The organism is Bacillus sp. CCNWLW194 (assembly GCF_037120585.1).
In the GTDB taxonomy this organism is placed as follows: Bacteria; Bacillota; Bacilli; order Bacillales; family Bacillaceae_G; genus Bacillus_A; species Bacillus_A basilensis.
In genome coordinates this window covers 170,434-191,226 of the sequence record NZ_JBBBBL010000008.1, presented here as the reverse complement: position 1 = coordinate 191,226, position 20,793 = coordinate 170,434, and the positions used below count along the sequence as shown (strand labels likewise).

The 20,793-nt window shown below is 34.8% G+C and carries 22 protein-coding genes, 1 pseudogene and 1 other annotated feature; of the genes and pseudogenes, 14 read left to right on the top strand and 9 right to left on the bottom strand.

The genetic code is table 11. The annotated features are described in order from the left end of the window. Positions 1-7 precede the first annotated feature (7 nt). The 4 genes from nirD to V7S50_RS19365 form a co-directional block, all read right to left on the bottom strand. Entirely contained in the window at positions 8-325 is a 318-nt protein-coding gene (gene nirD, locus V7S50_RS19380) for a nitrite reductase small subunit NirD (protein ID WP_000616692.1), read from the bottom strand. Positions 326-340: 15 nt separating this feature from the next. Further along, positions 341-2,746, bottom strand: a complete 2,406-nt coding sequence (gene nirB / locus V7S50_RS19375; RefSeq protein ID WP_242251730.1) for an NADPH-nitrite reductase large subunit — start codon at positions 2,744-2,746, stop codon at positions 341-343. A 208-nt stretch (positions 2,747-2,954) separates the two neighbouring features. Further along, positions 2,955-3,662 (bottom strand): iron-sulfur cluster repair di-iron protein, encoded by a 708-nt coding sequence (ric, locus tag V7S50_RS19370; protein ID WP_242251731.1) that lies wholly within the window; start codon positions 3,660-3,662, stop codon positions 2,955-2,957. Positions 3,663-3,864: 202 nt separating this feature from the next. Next, positions 3,865-4,728: an excalibur calcium-binding domain-containing protein gene (locus V7S50_RS19365; protein ID WP_252209209.1), complete on the bottom strand. Its 864-nt coding sequence runs from the start codon at positions 4,726-4,728 to the stop codon at positions 3,865-3,867. A gap of 206 nt (positions 4,729-4,934) precedes the next feature. On the opposite strand from V7S50_RS19365, the gene exsG reads away from it, so the two are divergent. Further along, complete coding sequence (gene exsG, locus V7S50_RS19360; protein ID WP_000395678.1) at positions 4,935-5,087, top strand: exosporium protein ExsG; 153 nt, start codon at positions 4,935-4,937, stop codon at positions 5,085-5,087. A gap of 182 nt (positions 5,088-5,269) precedes the next feature. Then, the gene (locus tag V7S50_RS19355; protein WP_000830253.1) at positions 5,270-5,479 is read left to right on the top strand and encodes a hypothetical protein; all 210 of its coding nucleotides are present in this window, start codon (positions 5,270-5,272) and stop codon (positions 5,477-5,479) included. Positions 5,480-5,573: 94 nt separating this feature from the next. On the opposite strand, the gene V7S50_RS19350 is transcribed toward V7S50_RS19355, so the two are convergent. Beyond that, entirely contained in the window at positions 5,574-6,413 is an 840-nt protein-coding gene (locus V7S50_RS19350; RefSeq protein WP_242251735.1) for an arylamine N-acetyltransferase family protein, read from the bottom strand. Positions 6,414-6,962: 549 nt separating this feature from the next. Here V7S50_RS19350 and V7S50_RS19345 point away from each other — a divergent pair. After that, a complete protein-coding gene (locus V7S50_RS19345; RefSeq protein WP_242251737.1) occupies positions 6,963-8,564 on the top strand; it encodes a lipase family alpha/beta hydrolase in 1,602 nt (533 codons plus the stop codon). 169 nt (positions 8,565-8,733) lie between these two features. On the opposite strand, the pseudogene V7S50_RS19340 reads toward V7S50_RS19345, so the two are convergent. Further along, positions 8,734-8,817 (bottom strand): annotated as a pseudogene (locus V7S50_RS19340) (preprotein translocase); the annotation flags it as partial. Between the two features lie 235 nt (positions 8,818-9,052). On the opposite strand from V7S50_RS19340, the gene spoVS reads away from it, so the two are divergent. Beyond that, positions 9,053-9,328: a stage V sporulation protein SpoVS gene (gene spoVS / locus V7S50_RS19335; protein ID WP_016088106.1), complete on the top strand. Its 276-nt coding sequence runs from the start codon at positions 9,053-9,055 to the stop codon at positions 9,326-9,328. A gap of 96 nt (positions 9,329-9,424) precedes the next feature. Here the strand turns inward: spoVS and V7S50_RS19330 are convergent, their stop codons facing one another. The 3 genes from V7S50_RS19330 to V7S50_RS19320 form a co-directional block, all read right to left on the bottom strand. Continuing rightward, a complete protein-coding gene (locus tag V7S50_RS19330) occupies positions 9,425-9,925 on the bottom strand; it encodes a YxiF family protein (RefSeq protein WP_242251739.1) in 501 nt (166 codons plus the stop codon). 157 nt (positions 9,926-10,082) lie between these two features. Next, positions 10,083-10,340, bottom strand: coding sequence for a hypothetical protein (locus V7S50_RS19325; protein ID WP_063222818.1), 258 nt, complete (start codon positions 10,338-10,340; stop codon positions 10,083-10,085). A gap of 255 nt (positions 10,341-10,595) precedes the next feature. Next, on the bottom strand, positions 10,596-11,396 hold the full coding sequence (locus V7S50_RS19320) for a hypothetical protein (RefSeq protein WP_242251741.1): 801 nt from the start codon (positions 11,394-11,396) through the stop codon (positions 10,596-10,598). Between the two features lie 109 nt (positions 11,397-11,505). Between V7S50_RS19320 and V7S50_RS19315 the strand changes: the two genes are divergently transcribed. The 10 genes from V7S50_RS19315 (at position 11,506) to argS (ending at position 20,722) form a co-directional block, all read left to right on the top strand. Continuing rightward, complete coding sequence (locus tag V7S50_RS19315; protein ID WP_242251743.1) at positions 11,506-12,153, top strand: HD domain-containing protein; 648 nt, start codon at positions 11,506-11,508, stop codon at positions 12,151-12,153. Next, a complete protein-coding gene (locus tag V7S50_RS19310) occupies positions 12,150-14,045 on the top strand; it encodes an ABC-F family ATP-binding cassette domain-containing protein (RefSeq protein WP_242251745.1) in 1,896 nt (631 codons plus the stop codon). The genes V7S50_RS19315 and V7S50_RS19310 overlap by 4 nt, the downstream gene beginning before the upstream one ends. 75 nt (positions 14,046-14,120) lie before the next feature. After that, a complete protein-coding gene (locus tag V7S50_RS19305) occupies positions 14,121-14,852 on the top strand; it encodes a Bax inhibitor-1/YccA family protein (protein ID WP_242251746.1) in 732 nt (243 codons plus the stop codon). 106 nt (positions 14,853-14,958) lie between these two features. Further along, positions 14,959-15,213 (top strand): DUF4318 domain-containing protein, encoded by a 255-nt coding sequence (locus V7S50_RS19300; RefSeq protein WP_242251748.1) that lies wholly within the window; start codon positions 14,959-14,961, stop codon positions 15,211-15,213. A 158-nt stretch (positions 15,214-15,371) separates the two neighbouring features. Further along, positions 15,372-15,710, top strand: coding sequence for a single-stranded DNA-binding protein (locus V7S50_RS19295; RefSeq protein WP_098264272.1), 339 nt, complete (start codon positions 15,372-15,374; stop codon positions 15,708-15,710). A 164-nt stretch (positions 15,711-15,874) separates the two neighbouring features. Next, positions 15,875-17,002, top strand: coding sequence for a conserved virulence factor C family protein (locus V7S50_RS19290; protein WP_242251749.1), 1,128 nt, complete (start codon positions 15,875-15,877; stop codon positions 17,000-17,002). Positions 17,003-17,005: 3 nt separating this feature from the next. After that, on the top strand, positions 17,006-17,389 hold the full coding sequence (locus V7S50_RS19285) for a thiol-disulfide oxidoreductase DCC family protein (RefSeq protein ID WP_063223264.1): 384 nt from the start codon (positions 17,006-17,008) through the stop codon (positions 17,387-17,389). An 83-nt stretch (positions 17,390-17,472) separates the two neighbouring features. Next, the gene (locus V7S50_RS19280) at positions 17,473-17,907 is read left to right on the top strand and encodes a BrxA/BrxB family bacilliredoxin (RefSeq protein ID WP_000063705.1); all 435 of its coding nucleotides are present in this window, start codon (positions 17,473-17,475) and stop codon (positions 17,905-17,907) included. Positions 17,908-17,956: 49 nt separating this feature from the next. Then, a complete protein-coding gene (locus V7S50_RS19275; protein ID WP_242251751.1) occupies positions 17,957-18,733 on the top strand; it encodes a class I SAM-dependent methyltransferase in 777 nt (258 codons plus the stop codon). 40 nt (positions 18,734-18,773) lie between these two features. Continuing rightward, positions 18,774-18,988 (top strand) — a binding site (T-box leader). Between the two features lie 45 nt (positions 18,989-19,033). Next, the gene (gene argS, locus V7S50_RS19270; RefSeq protein WP_242251754.1) at positions 19,034-20,722 is read left to right on the top strand and encodes an arginine--tRNA ligase; all 1,689 of its coding nucleotides are present in this window, start codon (positions 19,034-19,036) and stop codon (positions 20,720-20,722) included. Positions 20,723-20,793 lie beyond the last annotated feature (71 nt).

Below are 20,793 nucleotides of genomic sequence, written 5' to 3'. Positions count from 1 at the left end.
TTATAAATTACATGTATATATAAATATCACCATCAATAACTTCTACTTCGTATGTTTGAATACAACCGTCATCAGGTTTTTGAACTTCACCTGTTAGTAATGAAATTTTCCAATCATGTAGTGGACAAAATACGAATTCACCAGATACAATTCCTTCGGCTAATGGTCCGTTTTTATGAGGACAACGATTTTCTACAGCTCGAATATCGCCATTTGAAAGGCGGAATAGGGCGATAGACATACCTTTCATTTGTACCTCTTTACCGATTTGAATAGGAAGATCTTCTGCACGCATAACTTTTATTTTTTCTTTCGTTTGTATCATATAGATCACAGCTCCTTATTTCACAGTTTCTACTTCATACATCGCTTTTAATGATTTCGTTTCTAGTGCTTGTCCCCAAGCTTCTTTATATGTGCCACGAGCTGTTTGGAAACGTTCATTTAACTTAGTGACCATATTTACATCTTGCAGTATTTCTTTTATGTGATCGAAGCCTAATCGTTCAGTCCAGTAGGCAGTACGCTCTCCGTAAATACCAGTTTCACGATAATATTGCATGTAAGCTGTAGCGATGCGAAGGACATCATCTTCAGTAGGGACAACCATTACAAAATCAGCCTCGCGTACTTCCGTACCACCATTTCCGCCAATATAAAGTTGGTATCCATTTTCGACACAAACAACGCCAAAATCTTTCGTCAATACTTCCGCACAGTTACGCGGACAGCCCGTTACACCCATCTTCATTTTATGAGGTGTATCTACCATTTCTAATGATTGTTCAAGGAGCATACCAAGTCCTAATGAATCTTTCGTACCGAAACGGCAGAAACGAGAACCAACACATGATTTTACATTACGAAGTGATTTTGAATACGCATATCCCGAAGTCATATTTAAGTCAGCCCATACGTTAGGTAAATCTTGTTTTTTTACACCATATAAGCCGATTCGGCTCGCACCTGTAATTTTCACAAGAGGGACGTCATATTTTTTCGCAACTTCAGCAATTTTCATTAAATCATCAGCTGTTGTAACACCTCCGTACATACGTGGAATAACAGAGAATGTACCATCATGCTGGATGTTACCATTCATTCTTTCATTAACGAAACGAGACGATTTATCATCTTCATATTCTTCTGGAATGGCCATACGTAAATAGTAATTTAATGCAGGACGACATTTCGAACAGCCATCTTCATGTACAAAACCAAGAACATTTCGTACTTCTTTTGGTGATTTTAAGCCTTTCTCATGAATCGCCGCTACGACTTCATCACGGGATAAAGGTGTACATCCACACATACCGGCAGATTGCGCTGAGGCATCAAAAGCATCTCCAAGTGTATAAGATAAAACTTGTTCGACAAGCGGACGGCATTTACCACAAGACCCTGCGGCTTTCGTACAGCCTTTAACTTCTTCAAAAGTCGTTAACTCTTGTTCTAAAATGGCATGAATGATTGTACCTTTCGTAACACCATTACATCCACAAATCGTGTCATCCGCACTCATTGTAGCAACGTCAAGTTCACATTCTTCACCAGCTTTGTGAAGAATGGAAGCTGGTGTATATTCTTGTATATCTTCTTCTTTCTTTAACATACTAAAGAGGCGTGTACCATCAGCTGTGTCACCATATAAAACGATACCGACGACTTTATTGTCACGAATTAATACTTTCTTATAGGAACGTTTACATTCATCAAAGATGGATATTGCTTTCGTTTGATCATCTTCATAAATTTGACCAGCAGAGAATAAATCACAACCAGCAACTTTTAATTGCGTACCGACGATACTGCCCGTATATCCATCAGTTTGTAAATTCGTTATATGTTTTGCTAATATTGCACCTTGTTCATAAAGAGGAGCAACAAGTCCATATGCGATACCGTCATGCTCTGCACATTCGCCAACTGCATAAATGGATTCATCATTTGTTAGCATATAGTCGTTAACTACGATACCGCGATTGACAATTAAACCAGCATCTTTTGCTATTTGCGTATTCGGGCGTATTCCGACAGCCATTACGATTAAATCACAATCTACAACTTCACCATCTTCAAATTGAATGCCCTCAACATGTTCTGTGCCAAGAATTTTTACAGTTTTCTTTTCCATTAGAAACTTCATGCCTTGTGCTTCTAAATCTTCGCGCAGAAGAGAAGCGGCTTTCGTATCTAGTTGCTGCTCCATTAAGCTAGGCATTAAATGAACAACATGTACGTCCATTCCTAAGTCAATAAGACCTCTTGCGGCTTCTAAACCAAGTAATCCACCACCAATGACAACGGCCTTTTTCTTTTCTGTAGCAGTATCAATCATAAATTGTGTATCTTCAATTGTTCGAAATCCTGTTACACCAGGAAGGGTGGAGCCTTCAACAGGTAAAATAAAAGCACTAGAACCTGTTGCGATAATGAGTTTGTCATATGTAAGAGTACGATTCTTTTCTGTGATAATGATTTTTTCTTCTCGGTTAATACTTTGAACTCTTTCGTTTGTATACAAAGTTATTTCGTTTTCTTCGTACCAACTGTATTCATTCATAATGATATCTTGCATATTTGTTTTGCCTTGTAAAACATGAGAGAGCATAATGCGATTGTAGTTTGGATGTGGTTCATCTCCAAAAATAGTAATCTCATATGAATCACTATCATGTTTTAATATTTCTTCCATACAACGTATGCCAGCCATACCATTTCCGATCATAACTAAACGTTTTTTCATTTTCGTTTCCCCTTTTTATGTGAAATATTGAACAAAGGATTATATTTTTATTATAGAAAATCAAAAAAGGGAGAGATGTGATATTTATCACATTTTTATAATGATTCACAATTTGTTAAAATTCGGATTTGTGTGAGGGGAATGTGGATATTTTTCGCAAAATGAAAAAGCAGGACATAAGTATGTATACTCATGTCCTGCACTTTATTTATGCTCTCGTAATTGCACGTGGAAATAAAATATTATTCTCTAAATGAATGTGCTCAAATAAATCAGACTCTAACGCTTCAAGACGTTGATAAACAAGTCGATAAGTGCCGCAAGCTCCTTCTGGAGGAGTAAAGTCATTTGTTACTTTACGAAGTTCTTTTATAATATTTCCGGCATGATTGTGCTCATTTTCTAGTTCATCTACTACTTTACGTAACTTTGCATAGTTTTCATCAGTTGGATTTTGTTCTAATTCTAAAATTAATGGGAAATCTTTCGTTTCTTCTTTAATTAAATGTTGTTCTAATTCCATTTTAAGTTCATGAAATAGCTTATGAATTTGAGCTAAATGAGGCTGATTCGCTCCATGAACGCGTAATACTTTCGTTACATATGGGCTTAACTGCGGCAACTCTTCATTTAAATAACGATGATGCTTATTAATTACATAATCAATCAATTCACGATAAGAAGCATTTTTCCAATCAATTTCAGATTCGTTTAATAGTTTCGTATTATGATAAAGCGTATTTAATTCTGTAAGTACTTCTGTTGCTGATAAATTTCTTTCATTAATTGCATCAATAAGTGTTTTATTACCACCACAACAAAAGTCTATTCTATATGATTTGAAAAGATCACTAGCTTTCGGAAATTGTGTAACAATCTCACCGACAATAGAAGTTTCAGTAAATGTATGTTCCATATGAATGCCTCCATAAAGTTTGAATGTAATATCTAAATTAAGAATAGCGATAAATGAAAAACAATGTGGTGATTGAAATCACTTATTATGTGTCAGTTTTAAGTATAATAAAATGAACTTTATAAAAGGAAGAGGGAGGGGAATTCGTCGTGATAGTTTCTGATAATAAAAAAGAAGCTTACTAGAAGCTTCTTTTTTACTACTATTTTTCGCATGCAACTCCATCGCCATCACGATCAAGATGTGAGTCATAACCTGGTTGTCCTTTATATAGGGGAGCTTTCCCAGCAGATCTAACTGCGGCACAATTTTTGTAATATGCACTACTAGTATTTCCTGAAGCAGGTTGTGTTTGAGTTTGCTGTGATTTTTTCTGTTCCTCTTGTTGTTTGCGAGCTTGTTCATCAGCCAGACGTTTTTGCTCTTCTTGTTGTTTGCGAGCTTGTTCATCAGCCAGACGTTTTTGCTCTTCTTGTTGTTTGCGAGCTTGTTCATCAGCCAGACGTTTCTGTTCCTCTTGTTGTTTACGAGCTTGCTCATCAGCCAGACGTTTTTCATCCTCTTGTTTATGAGCTTGTTCCTCGGCTTGAAGCTTCTCCTTTTCTTGCTTTTGAGTTTTTTCGTCCGCTTCTTTTTTTTCTAGTTCTTTTTTGTCGCTATCTTTGTGTTCTGTAGTGTTAGAAGCAACTTGTTTACTAGTTGCTGCCGTCTTTTCAGAAGAAGGAGCTGAAATACTTAATAATGCAACAAAAATGACAAATAAAATAGCAGTGATAATAAATTGTTTTTTTGCTACACCTGTCTTTTTAATTACAGATAAAATTGCCAGAACAAGGAAGAAAACAAATAAAACAAAACTTAAAATAGAAAAGAATTCAACAATTGGGTTATTAGAGGACTCAGCACTAGTTATTATTAATACAATTGAAATCATAAAAAGAATAACGGCAGGACGACCATACTGTTTTGCTTTTCCATTTTTCTTAAAGAATGAAATGATACATAGAATTAAAAGAATAAAAGCAATTAAAAATAAAGCTGCACCAATATTACTCAAAATCGTCATTTTCATACCTCCATTTGTAAGATTTTCACTATTGATTATATAGGAACTTATTGGATATTACACGATTTATATAAATTTAGAAAATTAGTATTTTAATAGACTGACAAACATTTATTGTTATATAAGGAAAAATAGATATATTTACTATTACGTTTTTAAAGAGAATTCATAAAGTATAGTATGTCGATTGAAAGGAGGAGATTTGAATGGAATTTCAATTATTGGTAACTTGTATATTACAAGAAGGTAATGCGTTCTTTTTAGTAACGAAAGTAGACGATGTAATTACGTTGAAAGTACCGATTACAGCAGGAGTAGCTGGTTTATTTTTAGCTTTAGGTGTACCAAGATGTTCTTAATTTAAATCTCTAGAGTAGAAAGAGGAGGACAAGCCTCTTTCTACTAATACATAATTATTTTATGTAAACTAAAGTATTCTTTTTGTAATAGCACGTTTAAAATGGACATGCATATACTATAATGTTTCATTGGAAGTTATTGATATTTTTAAGCTATGAAAATAAAAGAGGTGCTATTATATATGAAAAGAAGAACATTTGATATTCCAGTTACATTACGAAGAGAGTGGTTTTTAATAGAGTTGGCTCATTTAACGAAAAAATATGGAATTGAAATTGCAACTAGCAAAATGGAAGCTGCACCGTTTTTAAGAGATCAAGTTACGGAATCAAAAATAGGATCAGGGCTCCAATACGATAAATATGATGATGAGTATATCATTGAAAATTAAAGGTAAGAGCAAAACAAATTTCTTTATAACAAAATATAAAATAAAGCAGATTCTAAATATGGAATCTGCTTTATTATGGAATACTTCTAGTCAACTAGCCTCTTTCTAGTATTTTTCCTACATATTTCACTTGCGTTATTCCAAAAGATTCACGAAGAATGCGAGCATAATCTTTTGATTCTATTGGACTTTTATTTTTTGTGCCTTTAAAGGTTTCTGTATAATTTTTATTTGTTAATGAAACGTGACCATAATCAGTTAATTTACAAGTAATAGCCCCTTTATTAAAAGGAGATTCTTTATGCTCTACAATTACTTTTTGAATGTTATTCACTTTTTTCTCATCTATTGGATCTAAAGTGAAAGCATAGCCTATTTTCCATTCATGTGAAGGTTCAGATTGCAAGAAATTTGTAGATTCTCCGTTAGCCCCTTTTCTCATTTCTAAAATGTGTGTACCTTTTCGGGTAGTTCGTTTGCGAATTCGATATTCTCCCGTTTGAGAAGAGATGACTTCTCCATTAAAAGGGACTGGATGTAAAGGTAGATGAGATGCAAAACCTGCATCTATAACATAATCTTTATGATTATGATTTAATATGAGAATGACATGACCATCATCGGGTTTCCATTTATTATCGTAAAGATCATAAACAGTACCAGCTACTTTATATACTTGAAATCCACAATCAATTAAAAAGTAATACAATAAGGAGTTTAATTCATAACAAAGACCGCCTCGTTTTTGAATAAGTAACTTTTCTACTAAGTTATTTTTTGAGATGTTTTTAATAGTACCAGCCATAATATCGAGATTTTCATAGGGGAGAATCAAGCCCATTTTCAAGAGAATTTCATCTAAATCATTAAATGTTATTTCTTTTGCAGGAATTTTTAGTCGTTTAAAAAACTCCTTTTGTAAATTGGTCATCATAAAGCATTCTCCTTTCTTTTTACAGAATTTTCTTCTGCTCACCGCTAGGTTAGTACTTCTAAAAATTTAATTCAAGTCTATAAAAATTATCACAATATATGTTTCTGGAAATATTATTTTCTATTCGGAAATTTCAGTTTAATATTTAATGATAGGAAAGTCTTACAATATAAGCTTCTATTCGTTTAGTTTGTATTTAATTAAATAAAAGTACATATCTTCATTAAGTTTTTTTATAACTAGCTGGTAATAAAGTGTTTTTTTACTAAAGTTTTTTCAAGATTTGTATGTTTTATATAAACAATAATAATTTAGGGAGATTTAGATTCAGTAAAGTTAACAATTGTTGAGAAACTTTTTTGTAGCGTTCTCTCAAAAGGAAGAGATAGAATCAAAGAGAATAACGTGTGTAAAGGAAGAAGGGGTACTAGTAATCTCTTGAGAATAGGGAAAAGATCTTGTTTAAGTAAAGAGATTATCTAGTATTAAGAGAGAAGATAAAAAATATTACAAAGAGCACCTTCTTTCAAAAAAAGTGGGGGGAGTAACATGCGATTGATGAGAAGATGTGTTGCCTTACTAATTGTATTTTTTATCATGGTTCCAATGATTAGCACAAATGTGCGAGCAGAAGTTGTAAACGAGCTTAAAACAGGATTTCCAGATCAAGAAGTCTTTACACCTGGAGAATGGTTTTTAGGTCAAAAACCAGCTAATTATGATGAGAATAAACCTCCAATTCTCTTTGTGCAAGGAAGGAATGGGAATGCTGATAGTTGGTATGGAAAGACAGTGTATCACGATATGAATGATATGTATGACTATGCTTTGAAAGCAGGCTATCAAACAGTATTTATACAATTATATGATGCTGCTGGGAAAGGATCAGCTAGTCAGTGGGATAACGGAAAATTGTTAGCACAAAAATTAGAAGAAATATATAACCATTTCGGTAAAAAAATTAATATTGTAGCACATAGTAAAGGCGGTATCGATACACAAGCTGCATTAGTAGGATATGGTGCAAATCGATTTGTCGGAAATGTGATTACGCTTGCGACGCCACATCATGGATCAAATTTAGCGGATTTATCATACAGTTGGTGGGCAGGGTGGCTTGCTTCTATATTAGGTCAAAAAGATGATGGTACGTATTCATTACAAATGGGTGAAATGGCAAAATTTCGTTCAACGATTGATAATAATCCAACAGCTAAATTAAACCGTTATTATACAGTTACTGGGACTAGCTGGGGCCCTGTATTTTCGGCGTTATCAATGGGCGGATTATATTTGTCATCATACGGTTCAAATGATGGACTAGTAAATGAGTGGAGTGCTAAGCTGCCGTATGGAACTCATTTATTTACAGATTCCAGATTTGATCATGATAATATACGGAAGGGATCAGCTGTTTTCTCACGAATTGAACTATATTTACGTACAGCAAATGTACCGGTTCCAGCTTTAGTAGCATCCAGCACTAGTACAAATGAAAATATAGAACAATTAAATACAACTTCCAATCAAAACATTTTAGGTGGGGAATTGCCACAAAATCAGTGGATAGAGCAAACTGTTACGGTTGATAAAAAGGCAGGAGGAATCGTTTCTATATTAACTGCTTCTTCGGATGTAGAAGTACAAATGATATCTCCAAAAGGAAAAATGTATACAAATAAGGATAGCGTTATAACTACTGGTGAAGATGAATCTTTCTTTGGTGGTGCGACAATTAGAACATTTAAATTTGATAAAATGGATGTAGGAGAATGGAAAGTTAAAATGATGGCGAAGCAGTCGAAAGATGCATACTTAGTTGTAAGCGATTACAAGAGCGACGCACCATTTGTACTTCAAATGCCTACCAAAGTTAAAGCGAATAAATCTGAGTATAAACTGAAAAAATCACCTGTGGCACCTGAAATGAAAGGGGATCTTTCCATAACAGTAAGAGTAGTTAATAAAGAAGGAAAACTAGTCTCTGAATTTAATGAATTACAAAATGTGAATAACAATACATTTACTGGTGCTTTGAAGAACATAAAGCAACCAGGAGTATATAACGTTACGATGGATATAAAAGGGATGAATAAAGAAGGACAACCATATAATCGTACAATTGTTAAGTCGGTTTATGTAGAGAAGTAAGAAAGAATGATAAAAAAGTACCGAACTTTTGTAGTAGAAGAGTTTGGTACTTTTTTCATGTTTATTAGATTAACAGAAAAGTATGTTTTATGAGGGAAACGATAGAAATCAAAAGAACATTATTCAATAAAAAAAATGCTGAAATAGCATCTGAATGTGAAGATGAATATTAACTTAGTTTTATAACTGTTAATTCAACTGAATTAATACCATTATCACAAGTTACAATACTTTGACGATTAAAACCAGTATCCTCAGTTTCAATGATGTAATCGTTTAAGTGAATTCCTGTATTTTAAATGTTTGTATATTAGGGTTTATAGTCATCGGACTTTATTTACGTAGCAGGGCAGGAAGAAGACAAAAAGTATCGAATGAATGTACATATATAGTATTGTTTGCTTTTGGTGTGAATAGTAGTAAAAGATACGTTGAAATATTTAGTATGGTAACGAAAGAGTAATTAAATAATAGAGGGAGCAACTTACATGGAAAATATATTAAAGGTATCTTCAAAATCAAAACCAAATTCAGTTGCAGGTGCAATAGCAGGTGTACTAAGAACAAGTGGTAATGTGGAAATTCAAGCGATTGGGGCTGGTTCTTTAAATCAAGCGATTAAAGCAATTGCAATCGCAAGAGGATTTGTTGCTCCAAGTGGTATTGATTTGGCCTTTGTTCCAGCATTTCAAGAAGTTACTATTAATGATCAAGAAAGAACGGCGATTAAATTAATTATAGGTCCTAGGAAGAGAAGATCTTAAAAGAAAGTTTTGATATGAATAATTTGAAAAGGTTGATAGATAAAGTAATAAAAAGACCACTCTCATTTTTGAAGTGGTCTTTTGTATTTTCGTATTTCATATTGTGGATACGCCCCACATACTGAATTCGTAGTGGTATTCAGTGCGCTCAATAACAATCCCGAATTCTAAATCGTCCCCAACTAATACAAAATCTGCATATCCAGTTAGAAATCTTGATATGGTTGATAACGCTTCTAAATTCTCAAATACTTCAGTAATGTTCAGTTTAACTGCTTCAAATTTACCACCCTTAGAGAAAAAGAGTCTCCCTTCATTAACTGGAAATTTAATAGTTTTAGCTATTTCTTTTAACAATGCTATTGATAGTCTTCCGTTTTCTTCATAATTAGTGCTACCAAAATTTTTTATGTTTGAAGTTTGTGCTAGCGTATTAAATAAGTCTTTACAAAATAAATCATTAGATTCTGGATCCATAAATGAGTCCATAGAAACTGTAACAATATTAGAAAGTTCGTCTATCAGTTCTTTTCTACTACCATTTCTTTTTGCTTTCATTTTTAGAATTTCAATTCGGCTTTTATTCATATTACTCAAAATTTTTCACACCTTTACTCGCGTCGTGGGTGAATAAAACCCTACTGACTAAAGTTTTACTTGTTTTTCTAAAAAGGGGATACATGCAAGTTTCCTTTAAGATTCTATCAGTTTGTTCTTCTACATATCTGAGTCATTTTTCAAAGTCGGTTTAATATTATTTATTTTCATTTAGCATAGTCTCTAATTTATCTAATTCAATAAGTAGAGAATCGTCAAATCTTTTTACGAGACCAGTTTCAGTATAGGCTCTCACTGCACCTTTAATTCCACGAGATTTACTTTGCTGATAAGTGGCTAAACGGTTTAATCGTTTTAATAAATCTTTATAGAAGGGATCTTCTTTTTGTATATTTTTTAAAATTTCAATTACTATCTCAATTTGATTTAATAGTACAGTTTCATTTTTAGACATATATATTTTCCTCCCTTTCCTAATTTAAATTATAAGATAATAGGAAAAAATAAACAGAGAAATAATGAATGGTTTATAAAATGAAAATTTATCAAATACAGTTAAATTAAAAGGCGATTATTTGCTCATATTTTCCACTCAATTAATATGAAACTACTGTTTTAAAACATATAACAAATAAAAAGCGTCGCAAATGCTTGTATAACAGGCATTTTTGACGCTTTTATAGTTTTATTTAATAAAAAATAAACAACCCTAAAACTGCTCATTCTTCTCCCAAGATTCAACAATATAATGCGCAATCGTCGGATTAAATCCTTTACCAACTAAAAACATAATTGCAGCAACCTCTGTTAAAGCATGTTTGTGTGATGTATGTTTCGCTTCATTCAAACCGTAATCTACCCAAGGTTTTACGAAATCTAGCACAGGTTTCTTTAAAGGTAAAAACTGTGTACCGACAACTTGTTGAATTTGTTGTTGTGTTGGTTCTGTAATTGGTCCAGGTGGTAAGATTTGAGGCTGTGTAATATCGAATGTAGGTCCAGGCGGTAAAATTTGTGGTTGAGTCGGATCAATTGTTGGTGGTTTAGGTGGTGAGACACGTGCGTTGTAGTTTGGTTGATACATTTGTTGTTGGTATTGCGGTTGTTGAGACTGAGTTGGGTATGGGTTTTGTTGAAATTGTTTTTCTTGATTTTGTGGTGCTGTATATGGATTTTGAGGGTACTCATAATTCGGACGTGTATCATATGGATTTTGTTGATATTCAGTTTCTTGATTTTGCGGTGTTACAAATGGATTTTGCTGAAATTGTTTTTCTTGATTTTGTGGTGCTGTATATGGATTTTGTGGATATTCATAATTTGGACGTGTGTCGTATGAGTTTTGTTGATAATTAGTTTCTTGATTTTGCGGCGTTGCATATGGATTTTGTTCATATTGTTGCTCTTGCTGTTGTAACTCTTGTTCTTCATATTGTTCTGTATATCTTTGTTCTTGTTGCTGAGGATAAAATGGTTGTTGTGGGTAAGGCGGTTGATTATTATAGAACATATTTATTCCTCCTTCATGATGATGCCTACCACCCAGTGTATGGGCGGACAAGAAAATATGTGATGAAAAAATGCGGGCGTGTTACAATAAGTAACTGGGTGAAGATAAAATGACAAAACAAGAAAAGGTTCAAAAAACAATTACTTTTGTAAAACATATTTTAGAAAAAGATGCGAGTGGGCATGATTGGTATCATATTGAGCGCGTACATAAACTGGCGATTTCTTTATCCGAGCAAGAAGGAGGAAATCGTTTTATAATTGAATTGGCAGCATTACTTCACGATGTGGCAGATGAGAAGTTAAATGAAAGCGAAGAAGCAGGAATGAAAAAGGTTTCTGATTGGTTAGAAGAGTTACATGTTGAAGAAGAGGAAAGTAAACATGTTCTTCATATCATCGCCAATATGTCTTATAAAGGTGGTCATGGCGGTAAAGTTGAGTCACTTGAAGGGAAGATTGTTCAAGATGCAGATCGCTTAGACGCTCTTGGTGCAATTGGAATAGCTCGCACATTTGCATATGGTGGAGCGAAAGGGCGATTAATGTATGATCCAACTATTCCTCCGCGTGAAGTGATGACGAAAGATGAATATAGAAAAAATAATGACCCATCTCTAAATCATTTTTATGAAAAACTTTTAAAACTAAAAGACCTAATGAATACGAACGCAGCAAAACAAGAGGCTGAAGTTCGTCATCGTTATATGGAACAGTTTATTGAACAATTTATGAAAGAGTGGAATGCACAAATATGAAAATGTTAACTGTGGAAAACTTATCAAAATCATATGGAGAAAAACCGTTATTTGATGGATTATCATTTAGTATTGCAGAAGGACAACGTGCCGGAATTATCGGTGTAAATGGTACTGGTAAATCAACGTTATTAAAAATTATTGCAGGGGCAGAAATTCCTGACACAGGTGATATGACTCATTCACGTGGGTATACAATTAGTTATTTATCACAGCAACCTGAGTTTGATGAGAAATTAACAGTATTAGAACAAGTCTTCCATGGTGATACACCTTTAATTCGTCTTCTTCGTGATTATGAAAAGGCGCTATTACATATCGAAAAAGATCCAAGTAATGAAAAAGTACAGGAACAATTATTTGCAGTGCAACAACGTATGGATGCGATGAGTGCGTGGGAAGCAAATGCGAATGCCAAATCATTATTAACGAAACTAGGAATTACGGATTTCACAGCAACTGTTGGAAATTTATCTGGTGGGCAGAAAAAACGTATTGCGATGGCGCAGTGTTTTATTGAAACACCGGACCTATTAATTTTAGATGAGCCTACGAACCATCTTGACCATGAGACAGTTGAGTGGTTAGAGGAATATTTAGCGCGATATACAGGTGCGGTATTACTTGTAACCCATGATCGTTATTTCTTAGATCGTGTGACGAATCGTATTTTCGAATTAGATAATGGAAAACTGTTTAGTTATGAAGGGAATTACAGTACGTTTTTAGAAGCGAAAGCACTTCGTGAAGAGCAAGAACTTGCGCAAGAATCAAAGCGTCAAAACTTATATCGCCGTGAACTAGCGTGGATTCGCCGTGGGGCAAAAGCTCGTTCGACAAAGCAAAAAGCACGTATTCAACGTTTTGAAGAGATAAAAGGTCAAGAAGGACCAGCTGCAAAACAGTCTGTTGATATTGCACTTAGCGGTAGCCGCCTTGGGAAAAAAGTACTTGAGTTAAAAGATGTAACAAAAAAATTCGGTGATAAAACGGTATTGAACAATTTTAATCATATTGTGAAACCAGGCGATCGTATCGGAGTTATTGGAGCGAATGGAAGCGGGAAATCTTCGCTATTAAATATGCTTGCAGGTAAGTTATCTCCTGATAGTGGTGAAATTGAAGTTGGGCAAACTGTAAAAGTTGCTTATTATACGCAAGAAAATGAAGAGATGAATTTAAATCAACGTATGATTGAATACATTAAAGAAATTGCGGAAGTTATTCATACGACAGATGGAAAAGTAATTGGTGCGTCTCAGATGTTAGAACGTTTCTTATTCCCGCCACATTCACATGGTACACCGCTTGGTAAACTATCTGGTGGCGAGAGAAGACGTTTATACTTATTACGTATATTAATGGGAGAACCGAACGTACTATTACTGGATGAGCCTACGAATGATTTAGATACACAAACATTAACAGTGTTAGAAGATTATTTAGAAGATTTCCCAGGTGTCGTTTTAACTGTATCGCATGATCGTTACTTCTTAGATAAAGTAGTTGATGAATTGTTCATCTTTGCTGGCGGAGGCGAAGTACGTGAATTTTTAGGTAGCTATACTGATTACTTAGAAATGGAAAAAACGAGAGAGCTCATTGAGAAAGCGGAAGTGCAAAAAGAGAGAAAAGTAGTAGAAGAAGCACCGAAACAACAACGTAAGCGTAAACTTTCATATAACGAGCAACGCGAATGGGATACAATTGAAGATACAATTGCAGGACTTGAAGAAAAACTGGAATCTATTGGAGAAGAGCTAGCGAATGTTGGTTCTGATTTTACGAAAGCTCAAGAATTGTCTGAAACGCAGCAAAAAACAGAAGAAGAGCTAGAAAAGACGATGGAAAGATGGAGTGAACTATCGGATATTGTTGAAGGATTAAAATAAAAACAAGCTGCATATATTGAAAAGTAAAGAGAAAAACTTTACACTATTGGTAGAACCTATTTTAGGAGGGAAAAAATGAGAACATCTAATCCAATGTTGAAAAAAGAGGCATTTCGTAAAGAGGGAGCAAGCGCTTCTGCGATGACGATTGGCGGAACAGTAGGCAAAACGTTCATTATGCTTATCTTGCTACTTGCAACGTCTGTCTATTCATACATACAGATGGTGCAGGGCACGATGAAAATGCCGGTGTTAATTGGTGCATTAGTAGTTGCAGCAATCATCGCATTTGCATCTATGTTCTTCCCGCGTATTTCACCTTTTGGTGCACCGATCTATGCAGCAGTAGAAGGGGTTGTATTAGGTAGTATTTCAGCAGTTTATACAATGAAATTTGGCGATTCTATCGTTTTAAATGCTGTATTACTAACAATCTCAATTCTATTTGCAATGTTAGTGTTATATGCAACACGCGTAGTAAAGGTAACGGATAAATTCCGTACAGGCGTGATGGCAGCAACACTTGGAATTATGGTTATGTATTTAGTCGTATTTCTACTAAACATGTTTGGTGTGACTGTTCCGTACATTCACCAAGGCGGTACAATCGGTATTATTATTAGTGCAGTTGTTATCGTAGTTGCTGCATTAAACTTATTACTAGATTTCGATTTAATCGAAAATGGTGTACGTAGTCAAGCTCCGAAATATATGGAGTGGTACACTGCGATGGGACTAATGCTTACATTAGTTTGGTTATACTTAGAAATTCTTCGTTTCGTTTCATACTTTACGAAAAATGACTAATAAAAAAATCCTGCATGAAAAATGCAGGATTTTTTTATTTTCAAAGATAAATTGATGATGTGGTATAATATGGATGTTAATAACTTTAAATTGAAGGGGATGGAATATGATGAAAGAGAAAAAAGGGATTATGAAAAAACTATTTTCTAAAAGTTTTTTCATAGAACTAGATGAAGCTTTAACGTATCCATCATCGGAAGTTATTACTTCAGCTATCGTAGGGTATGCAGCTGAATGTAATGAACAACTTAAATTTGAGAGTAAAGTAAAATCGATTACTTTTTATTTAGGAAGTGTATTGTACCGTGTTGAAATAAAGATGGCTCGCGGAGGATATTACATATCCTGCAGTGAAGTATAATTTTTTGAAACCTTACATGTTTATAATATGTTAGGTTTCTTTTTTGTTTTTATAAGATATGAAATAATTTTTTTACTATAAAATATATTATTTTACACTTTTTACCCTCCACACATTTTTCTTTACAATGAAGAAAAATATGTGAGGTGGTATAACTTATGATGAATCGAGTTGTATTAATCGGTAGATTGACAAAGGAGCCAGAATTATACTACACAAAGCAAGGCGTCGCTTATGCACGAGTATGTGTTGCGGTGAATAGAGGTTTTCGAAATAGTTTAGGTGAGCAACAAGTAGATTTTATTAATTGTGTCGTTTGGCGAAAATCGGCTGAGAATGTAACTGAATATTGTACGAAGGGGTCTCTTGTTGGGATTACAGGGCGTATTCATACGAGTAATTACGACGATGAACAAGGAAAGAGAATATATAGAACGGAAGTTATGATTGAGAGTATTACCTTTTTGGAGAGAAGACGGGAGGGCGCATCGCAATAAGAGAGGACTTTAAACAATGGTTTGGGGGAATTAGGTGGAAAGAGAAAGAATGAAAAAGTATGATGATGGAAAGAAATCAGCAAGATAAAGCATCCGAGTAGGTTTAGAGAGGTGGAACATGTTACAATACACCTAAGAACACGCAATAAAGGAGAGTTTTTTACGTGAAGATTAAAGCAATTGAACCGACGCCAAGTCCAAATACAATGAAAGTTATTTTGAATGAAGTATTACCATCGGGAGCGCGTAATAATTATACAAATGAAAATAAAGAACAAGCGCCAATGCAAGTGCAAGAAATTTTGAAAATTGAAGGCATTAAAGGTGTATATCATGTAGCCGACTTTTTAGCGGTGGAGCGAAATGCAAAGTATGACTGGAAAGTTTTATTACAACAAGTTCGTGCTGTTTTCGGCGAAGAAGTAGTAGAAGAAAGTGAAGAACAACAACTTGCTCATTTTGGAGAAGTGAAAGTGTTTGTTCAAATGTTCTTTACAATTCCCATGCAAGTAAAGTTAACAGATGGAACGACGGAAGAACGTGTTGGTTTACCAGATCGTTTTAAAGAATCAATTATGAAAGTTCAAATGTCTGCACCAAACGTTGTAAAAGAACGTAAATGGGTGGAACAAAGTACACGTTACGGTAATTTTGAAGAAATCGGGAAAGAAGTAGTAGAAGAAATTGTTGCTGCTTATTCAGAAGAACGTGTAAATGAAACGGTTACAGAATTATTAAATCAGGCAGGGGCTGTTGAAGTAACGATTCAAAGGCGTGAGCCATATAAAGTAACAGAAGAGATGATGAAAGATGCTGACTGGAAAAACCGTTTTGCAGCATTAGAACAAATGGATCCTACAGAAGACGATATTCCAGTGTTGAAGATGGCGTTAGATGATGAAAAAGTTTCAATCCGTCGTTTAGCAACAGCATATTTAGGTATGGTAAAAGGTGATGAAGTATTACCGTTATTATATAAAGCACTATTAGATCGTTCAGTAAGTGTACGCCGTACAGCGGGCGATTGCTTATCAGACGTAGGTGACCCAGCAGCGATGTTCGTTATGATTAAATCTCTGAAAGATCCAAGTAAATTAGTACGCTGGCGTGCAGCGATGTTCTTATTTGAACTTGGAGATGAAAGTGCGATTCCAGCATTAAAAGCAGCGCAAGATGATCCAGAGTTTGAAGTAGCAATGCAAGCGCGTCTAGCATTAGAGCGTATTGAGGGCGGAGAAGAAGCAAAAGGTTCTGTATGGAAACAAATGACGGAGTCTCGTAAAGGGGAATAATGTATGATTGTTTTCTATGATAGTTGGTGTCCGATGTGTACGGCGGTTGCAGATCGTACGAAAAAACTAGATAAAAAGGGTAAGATGAAATTTGTTTCATTTCGAGATGAAGATATAGTTGAGAGGTATGAAATTTCTCAAGAACTACAAAGTAAGATGGAACAAAGGTTGTATATTTTAAAAAATAGTAAGTGGTATGACGGAATTCATAGCATACATGTATTAGCAAAGGCTGTTCCATCTTATTGGTTTGCAGTGCCTTTTATAAAGCTATCTATCGTACTTGGATTTGGAAGTAAAGTATACGATTATATCGCTAACAATAGAAAACTTGTCCCAGTTGGACATTGCCGTGAAGGGGTTTGTGAAATCCCTTCAAAAAAATGAAATCATCGTTATGTTTCTTTTGCACCTATTAATAGAGCGTGATATGATGAACTTGGAATGAAAGTTGAAGGAGAGATTACAAGATGTCAAATGCTTATGAAGAATACATGCGCCAAATGGTAATTCCAATGCGCCAAGAATTAGTACGTTCTGGATTTGAAGAGTTAACTACAGAAGAAGCTGTAACAGAATTTATGGAAAACACGGCAGGCACAACTTTAGTAGTTGTAAACTCTGTTTGTGGTTGTGCAGCTGGTTTAGCACGTCCATCAGCAGGTCAAGCAGTTGTTCGTGCTGAAAAACAACCTGATCATCTTGTAACTGTATTCGCAGGTCAAGATAAAGATGCTACTGCAAAAATGCGTGAATACTTCGGAGAAATTCCTCCATCTTCACCATCAATGGCATTATTAAAAGGAAAAGAAGTTGTTCACTTCATTCACCGTCATGAAATTGAAGGTGCAACTATGGACGAAATTATTACGAACTTAGAACAAGCTTTCGAAAAGAATTGCTAAAGAAGGGGGAGAGTAAATCTCCCTCTTTTCTTTATATAGAGGTGAAACAATGATAGTAACAACAGCAGGAAGAACAAACAAAGAAATGACAGATTATGCAAATAAGGTAGCAGCAGAATTAAATAGTTCTTTCGTTAAACGTAATGACATACCAGTACATACACTGCATGAGCAGTATGAACAAGATATACTTGTTGTGGGCAAAAACCGATTAGCTATTTATCCAAAAGGTACGGAAGAGTCGTTTTTCTTTCATCCAAACTCAGCGATGTTTCGTGTGAAAAGGTTAATGCGCGGAGAACACGATCCATTTGTACAAGCTGCTAAATTAGAGAGCGGAATGACAGTGTTAGATTGTACGCTCGGTATGGCATCAGATAGTATTGTAGCTAGTTATATTGTTGGTGAAAGCGGAAAAGTAACAGGACTTGAAGGCAATGAATATATGGCTTACATCATGGGAAATGGTTTGCAAACATGGTCTTCATCCGTTTCTGAAATTGATGAAGCAATGCAACGAATTAATGTAAAGCAAACGGGGCATTTTGAGTTTTTAAAACAATGTGAGGATAATAGTTATGATGTTGTTTATCTGGATCCAATGTTTGAAGAAACTGTCATAGAATCAGATGGAATAAAAGGGTTAAAACACTTCGCTTTGTATCATGATATTACTGACGAAACAATTGCGGAAGCGAAGCGTGTGGCGAGAAAGCGTGTCGTTCTGAAAGATCATTTCCGTAGTTCTAGATTTGAAAAACATAATTTTCACGTATACAAAAGAAAAAGTGCTAAGTTTCACTTTGGTGTAATTGACCTTTGCTAATTGTTTGAAAAGATGTATAATAAGCAATAATTAATTAAATATACTGTCTGTGATGAAGAGAGTAGTCTTTTTTAGACGGAAAGCGAGCTAGGGATGGTGTGAGCCTAGTGCGGAAGAAAAAGATGAAGCGCACTTCGGAGATGCTTCTTGAACGAATAGTAGAGTAAGCCGAGGCCCCCTGTCCTCGTTATAAACGGGAAAGTGGTTTGTAATGAACAACAAGGGTGGTACCACGGGTTAAAACTCGTCTCTTTTTTAGAGACGAGTTTTTTGTGTTTTAAAAAATAAGGAGGTTATTTCATGGATTATAACACGCATTTTGCGAAAAGTTTATCCAGTATTTTAAAGGATGAATTAACGCAAAACCAAATTTTAGAATTAATTGAAACACCGAAACAAGATGATTTTGGAGATGCAGCGTTCCCATGTTTTTCACTTGCGAAGCAATATAAAAAATCACCAGCTTTAATCGCAAAGGAAGTTACGGAGAAATTAAGTGACCCGTTCTTTACGAAAACAGAGGCTGTTGGTCCTTACGTAAATGTATTTTTTAATCGTGAAACTGTAAGTGATGCAGTATTAAAAACGGTTTTAGCGGAGAAAGAAGAGTACGGCCAAAATCACATTGGCTGTGAAAAAACGGTCGTTATCGATTATTCCTCTCCAAATATCGCGAAGCCTTTTTCGATGGGGCATTTACGTTCTACAATGATTGGAAATTCCCTGAAACATATCGCTGAAAAATGTGGCTATGAAGTTGTAGGAATTAATTATATTGGGGATTGGGGAACACAGTTTGGAAAGTTAATTACCGCCTATAAAAAATGGGGAAATGAAGCAGTAGTTAAAGAGGATCCAATACGTGAACTATTTAAGTTATATGTTCAATTCCATGAAGAGGTAAAAGACGACGAAGAACTAGAAGAAGATGGACGCGCTTGGTTTAAGAAATTAGAAGAAGGTGATGAAGAAGCAGTTGAGCTTTGGAATTGGTTCCGTCACGAATCCTTAAAAGAATTTTCTCGTATTTATGAACTTCTCGGTGTTGAATTTACTAATTATCAAGGAGAAGCTTTTTATAATAATTTAATGGAAGACTTTATTGGGATTTTAGAGGAACATGATTTGCTTGAAGAGTCAGAAGGTGCATTAGTTGTTAATTTAGAAGAAGAGGGAATGCCGCCTTGCTTAATTAGAAAATCAGATGGTGCGACTATTTACGCAACGCGTGACTTAACAGCAGCGTTATATCGTCAAAACACATACGCATTTGATAAAGCATTATATGTAGTTGGCCCGGAACAAAGTTTACATTTCAATCAATTTTTCACTGTATTAAAAAAGCTTGGATATACTTGGGTTGATGGAATGGAACATGTACCGTTTGGGTTCATTTTAAAAGATGGTAAGAAAATGTCGACACGTAAAGGGAGAGTTATTTTACTTGAAGAGGTACTTGAGGAAGCAATCGAACTTGCAAAACAAAATATTGAAGAGAAAAATCCAAACTTAAAGCAAAAAGAAGAAGTAGCAAAGCAAGTCGGTGTTGGTGCAGTCATCTTCCACGATTTAAAAAACGAACGTATGCACAATATCGAATTTTTATTAGAAAACATGCTGAAATTTGAAGGTGAAACAGGCCCATATGTCCAGTACACACATGCACGTGCTTGCTCTATTTTAAGAAAAGAAAGTGTAGAATTTGAAACGTGTACGTTTGTATTAAAAGATGATCATAGTTGGAGTGTCGTAAAATTACTAAACAAATTCCCGCAAATAATTGAAGCAGCCTTCACCAAAAATGAGCCATCAATCATTTCGAAATACGTATTAGATGTAGCACAATCGTTTAATAAATATTATGGAAATGTGCGTATATTGGAAGAGAGCGAAGAGAAAGATAGCAGACTGGCATTAGTGTATGCTGTGACGGTTGTATTAAAAGAAGGATTACGTTTACTTGGGGTGGATGCTCCTGAGGAGATGTAGCATAGTAGTAAACTGACAAACCGGTTTTAGTATGAACCTGGTTTGTTTTTTTATTAGATATATAATTCTTT

Bases quoted from the DNA above. Each gene is read 5' to 3' on its own strand.
- spoVS (WP_016088106.1), top strand. From the start codon at position 9,053: ATGGAAAATATATTAAAGGTATCTTCAAAATCAAAACCAAATTCAGTT.
- V7S50_RS19275 (WP_242251751.1), top strand. From the start codon at position 17,957: ATGATAGTAACAACAGCAGGAAGAACAAACAAAGAAATGACAGATTAT.
- V7S50_RS19350 (WP_242251735.1), bottom strand. From the start codon at position 6,413: ATGATGACCAATTTACAAAAGGAGTTTTTTAAACGACTAAAAATTCCT.
- V7S50_RS19325 (WP_063222818.1), bottom strand. From the start codon at position 10,340: ATGTCTAAAAATGAAACTGTACTATTAAATCAAATTGAGATAGTAATT.
- V7S50_RS19320 (WP_242251741.1), bottom strand. From the start codon at position 11,396: ATGTTCTATAATAATCAACCGCCTTACCCACAACAACCATTTTATCCT.
- V7S50_RS19315 (WP_242251743.1), top strand. From the start codon at position 11,506: ATGACAAAACAAGAAAAGGTTCAAAAAACAATTACTTTTGTAAAACAT.
- V7S50_RS19355 (WP_000830253.1), top strand. From the start codon at position 5,270: ATGAAAAGAAGAACATTTGATATTCCAGTTACATTACGAAGAGAGTGG.
- V7S50_RS19365 (WP_252209209.1), bottom strand. From the start codon at position 4,728: ATGACGATTTTGAGTAATATTGGTGCAGCTTTATTTTTAATTGCTTTT.
- nirD (WP_000616692.1), bottom strand. From the start codon at position 325: ATGATACAAACGAAAGAAAAAATAAAAGTTATGCGTGCAGAAGATCTT.
- V7S50_RS19310 (WP_242251745.1), top strand. From the start codon at position 12,150: ATGAAAATGTTAACTGTGGAAAACTTATCAAAATCATATGGAGAAAAA.
- argS (WP_242251754.1), top strand. From the start codon at position 19,034: ATGGATTATAACACGCATTTTGCGAAAAGTTTATCCAGTATTTTAAAG.
- ric (WP_242251731.1), bottom strand. From the start codon at position 3,662: ATGGAACATACATTTACTGAAACTTCTATTGTCGGTGAGATTGTTACA.
- V7S50_RS19295 (WP_098264272.1), top strand. From the start codon at position 15,372: ATGATGAATCGAGTTGTATTAATCGGTAGATTGACAAAGGAGCCAGAA.
- nirB (WP_242251730.1), bottom strand. From the start codon at position 2,746: ATGAAAAAACGTTTAGTTATGATCGGAAATGGTATGGCTGGCATACGT.
- V7S50_RS19300 (WP_242251748.1), top strand. From the start codon at position 14,959: ATGATGAAAGAGAAAAAAGGGATTATGAAAAAACTATTTTCTAAAAGT.
- exsG (WP_000395678.1), top strand. From the start codon at position 4,935: ATGGAATTTCAATTATTGGTAACTTGTATATTACAAGAAGGTAATGCG.
- V7S50_RS19285 (WP_063223264.1), top strand. From the start codon at position 17,006: ATGATTGTTTTCTATGATAGTTGGTGTCCGATGTGTACGGCGGTTGCA.
- V7S50_RS19345 (WP_242251737.1), top strand. From the start codon at position 6,963: ATGCGATTGATGAGAAGATGTGTTGCCTTACTAATTGTATTTTTTATC.
- V7S50_RS19305 (WP_242251746.1), top strand. From the start codon at position 14,121: ATGAGAACATCTAATCCAATGTTGAAAAAAGAGGCATTTCGTAAAGAG.
- V7S50_RS19280 (WP_000063705.1), top strand. From the start codon at position 17,473: ATGTCAAATGCTTATGAAGAATACATGCGCCAAATGGTAATTCCAATG.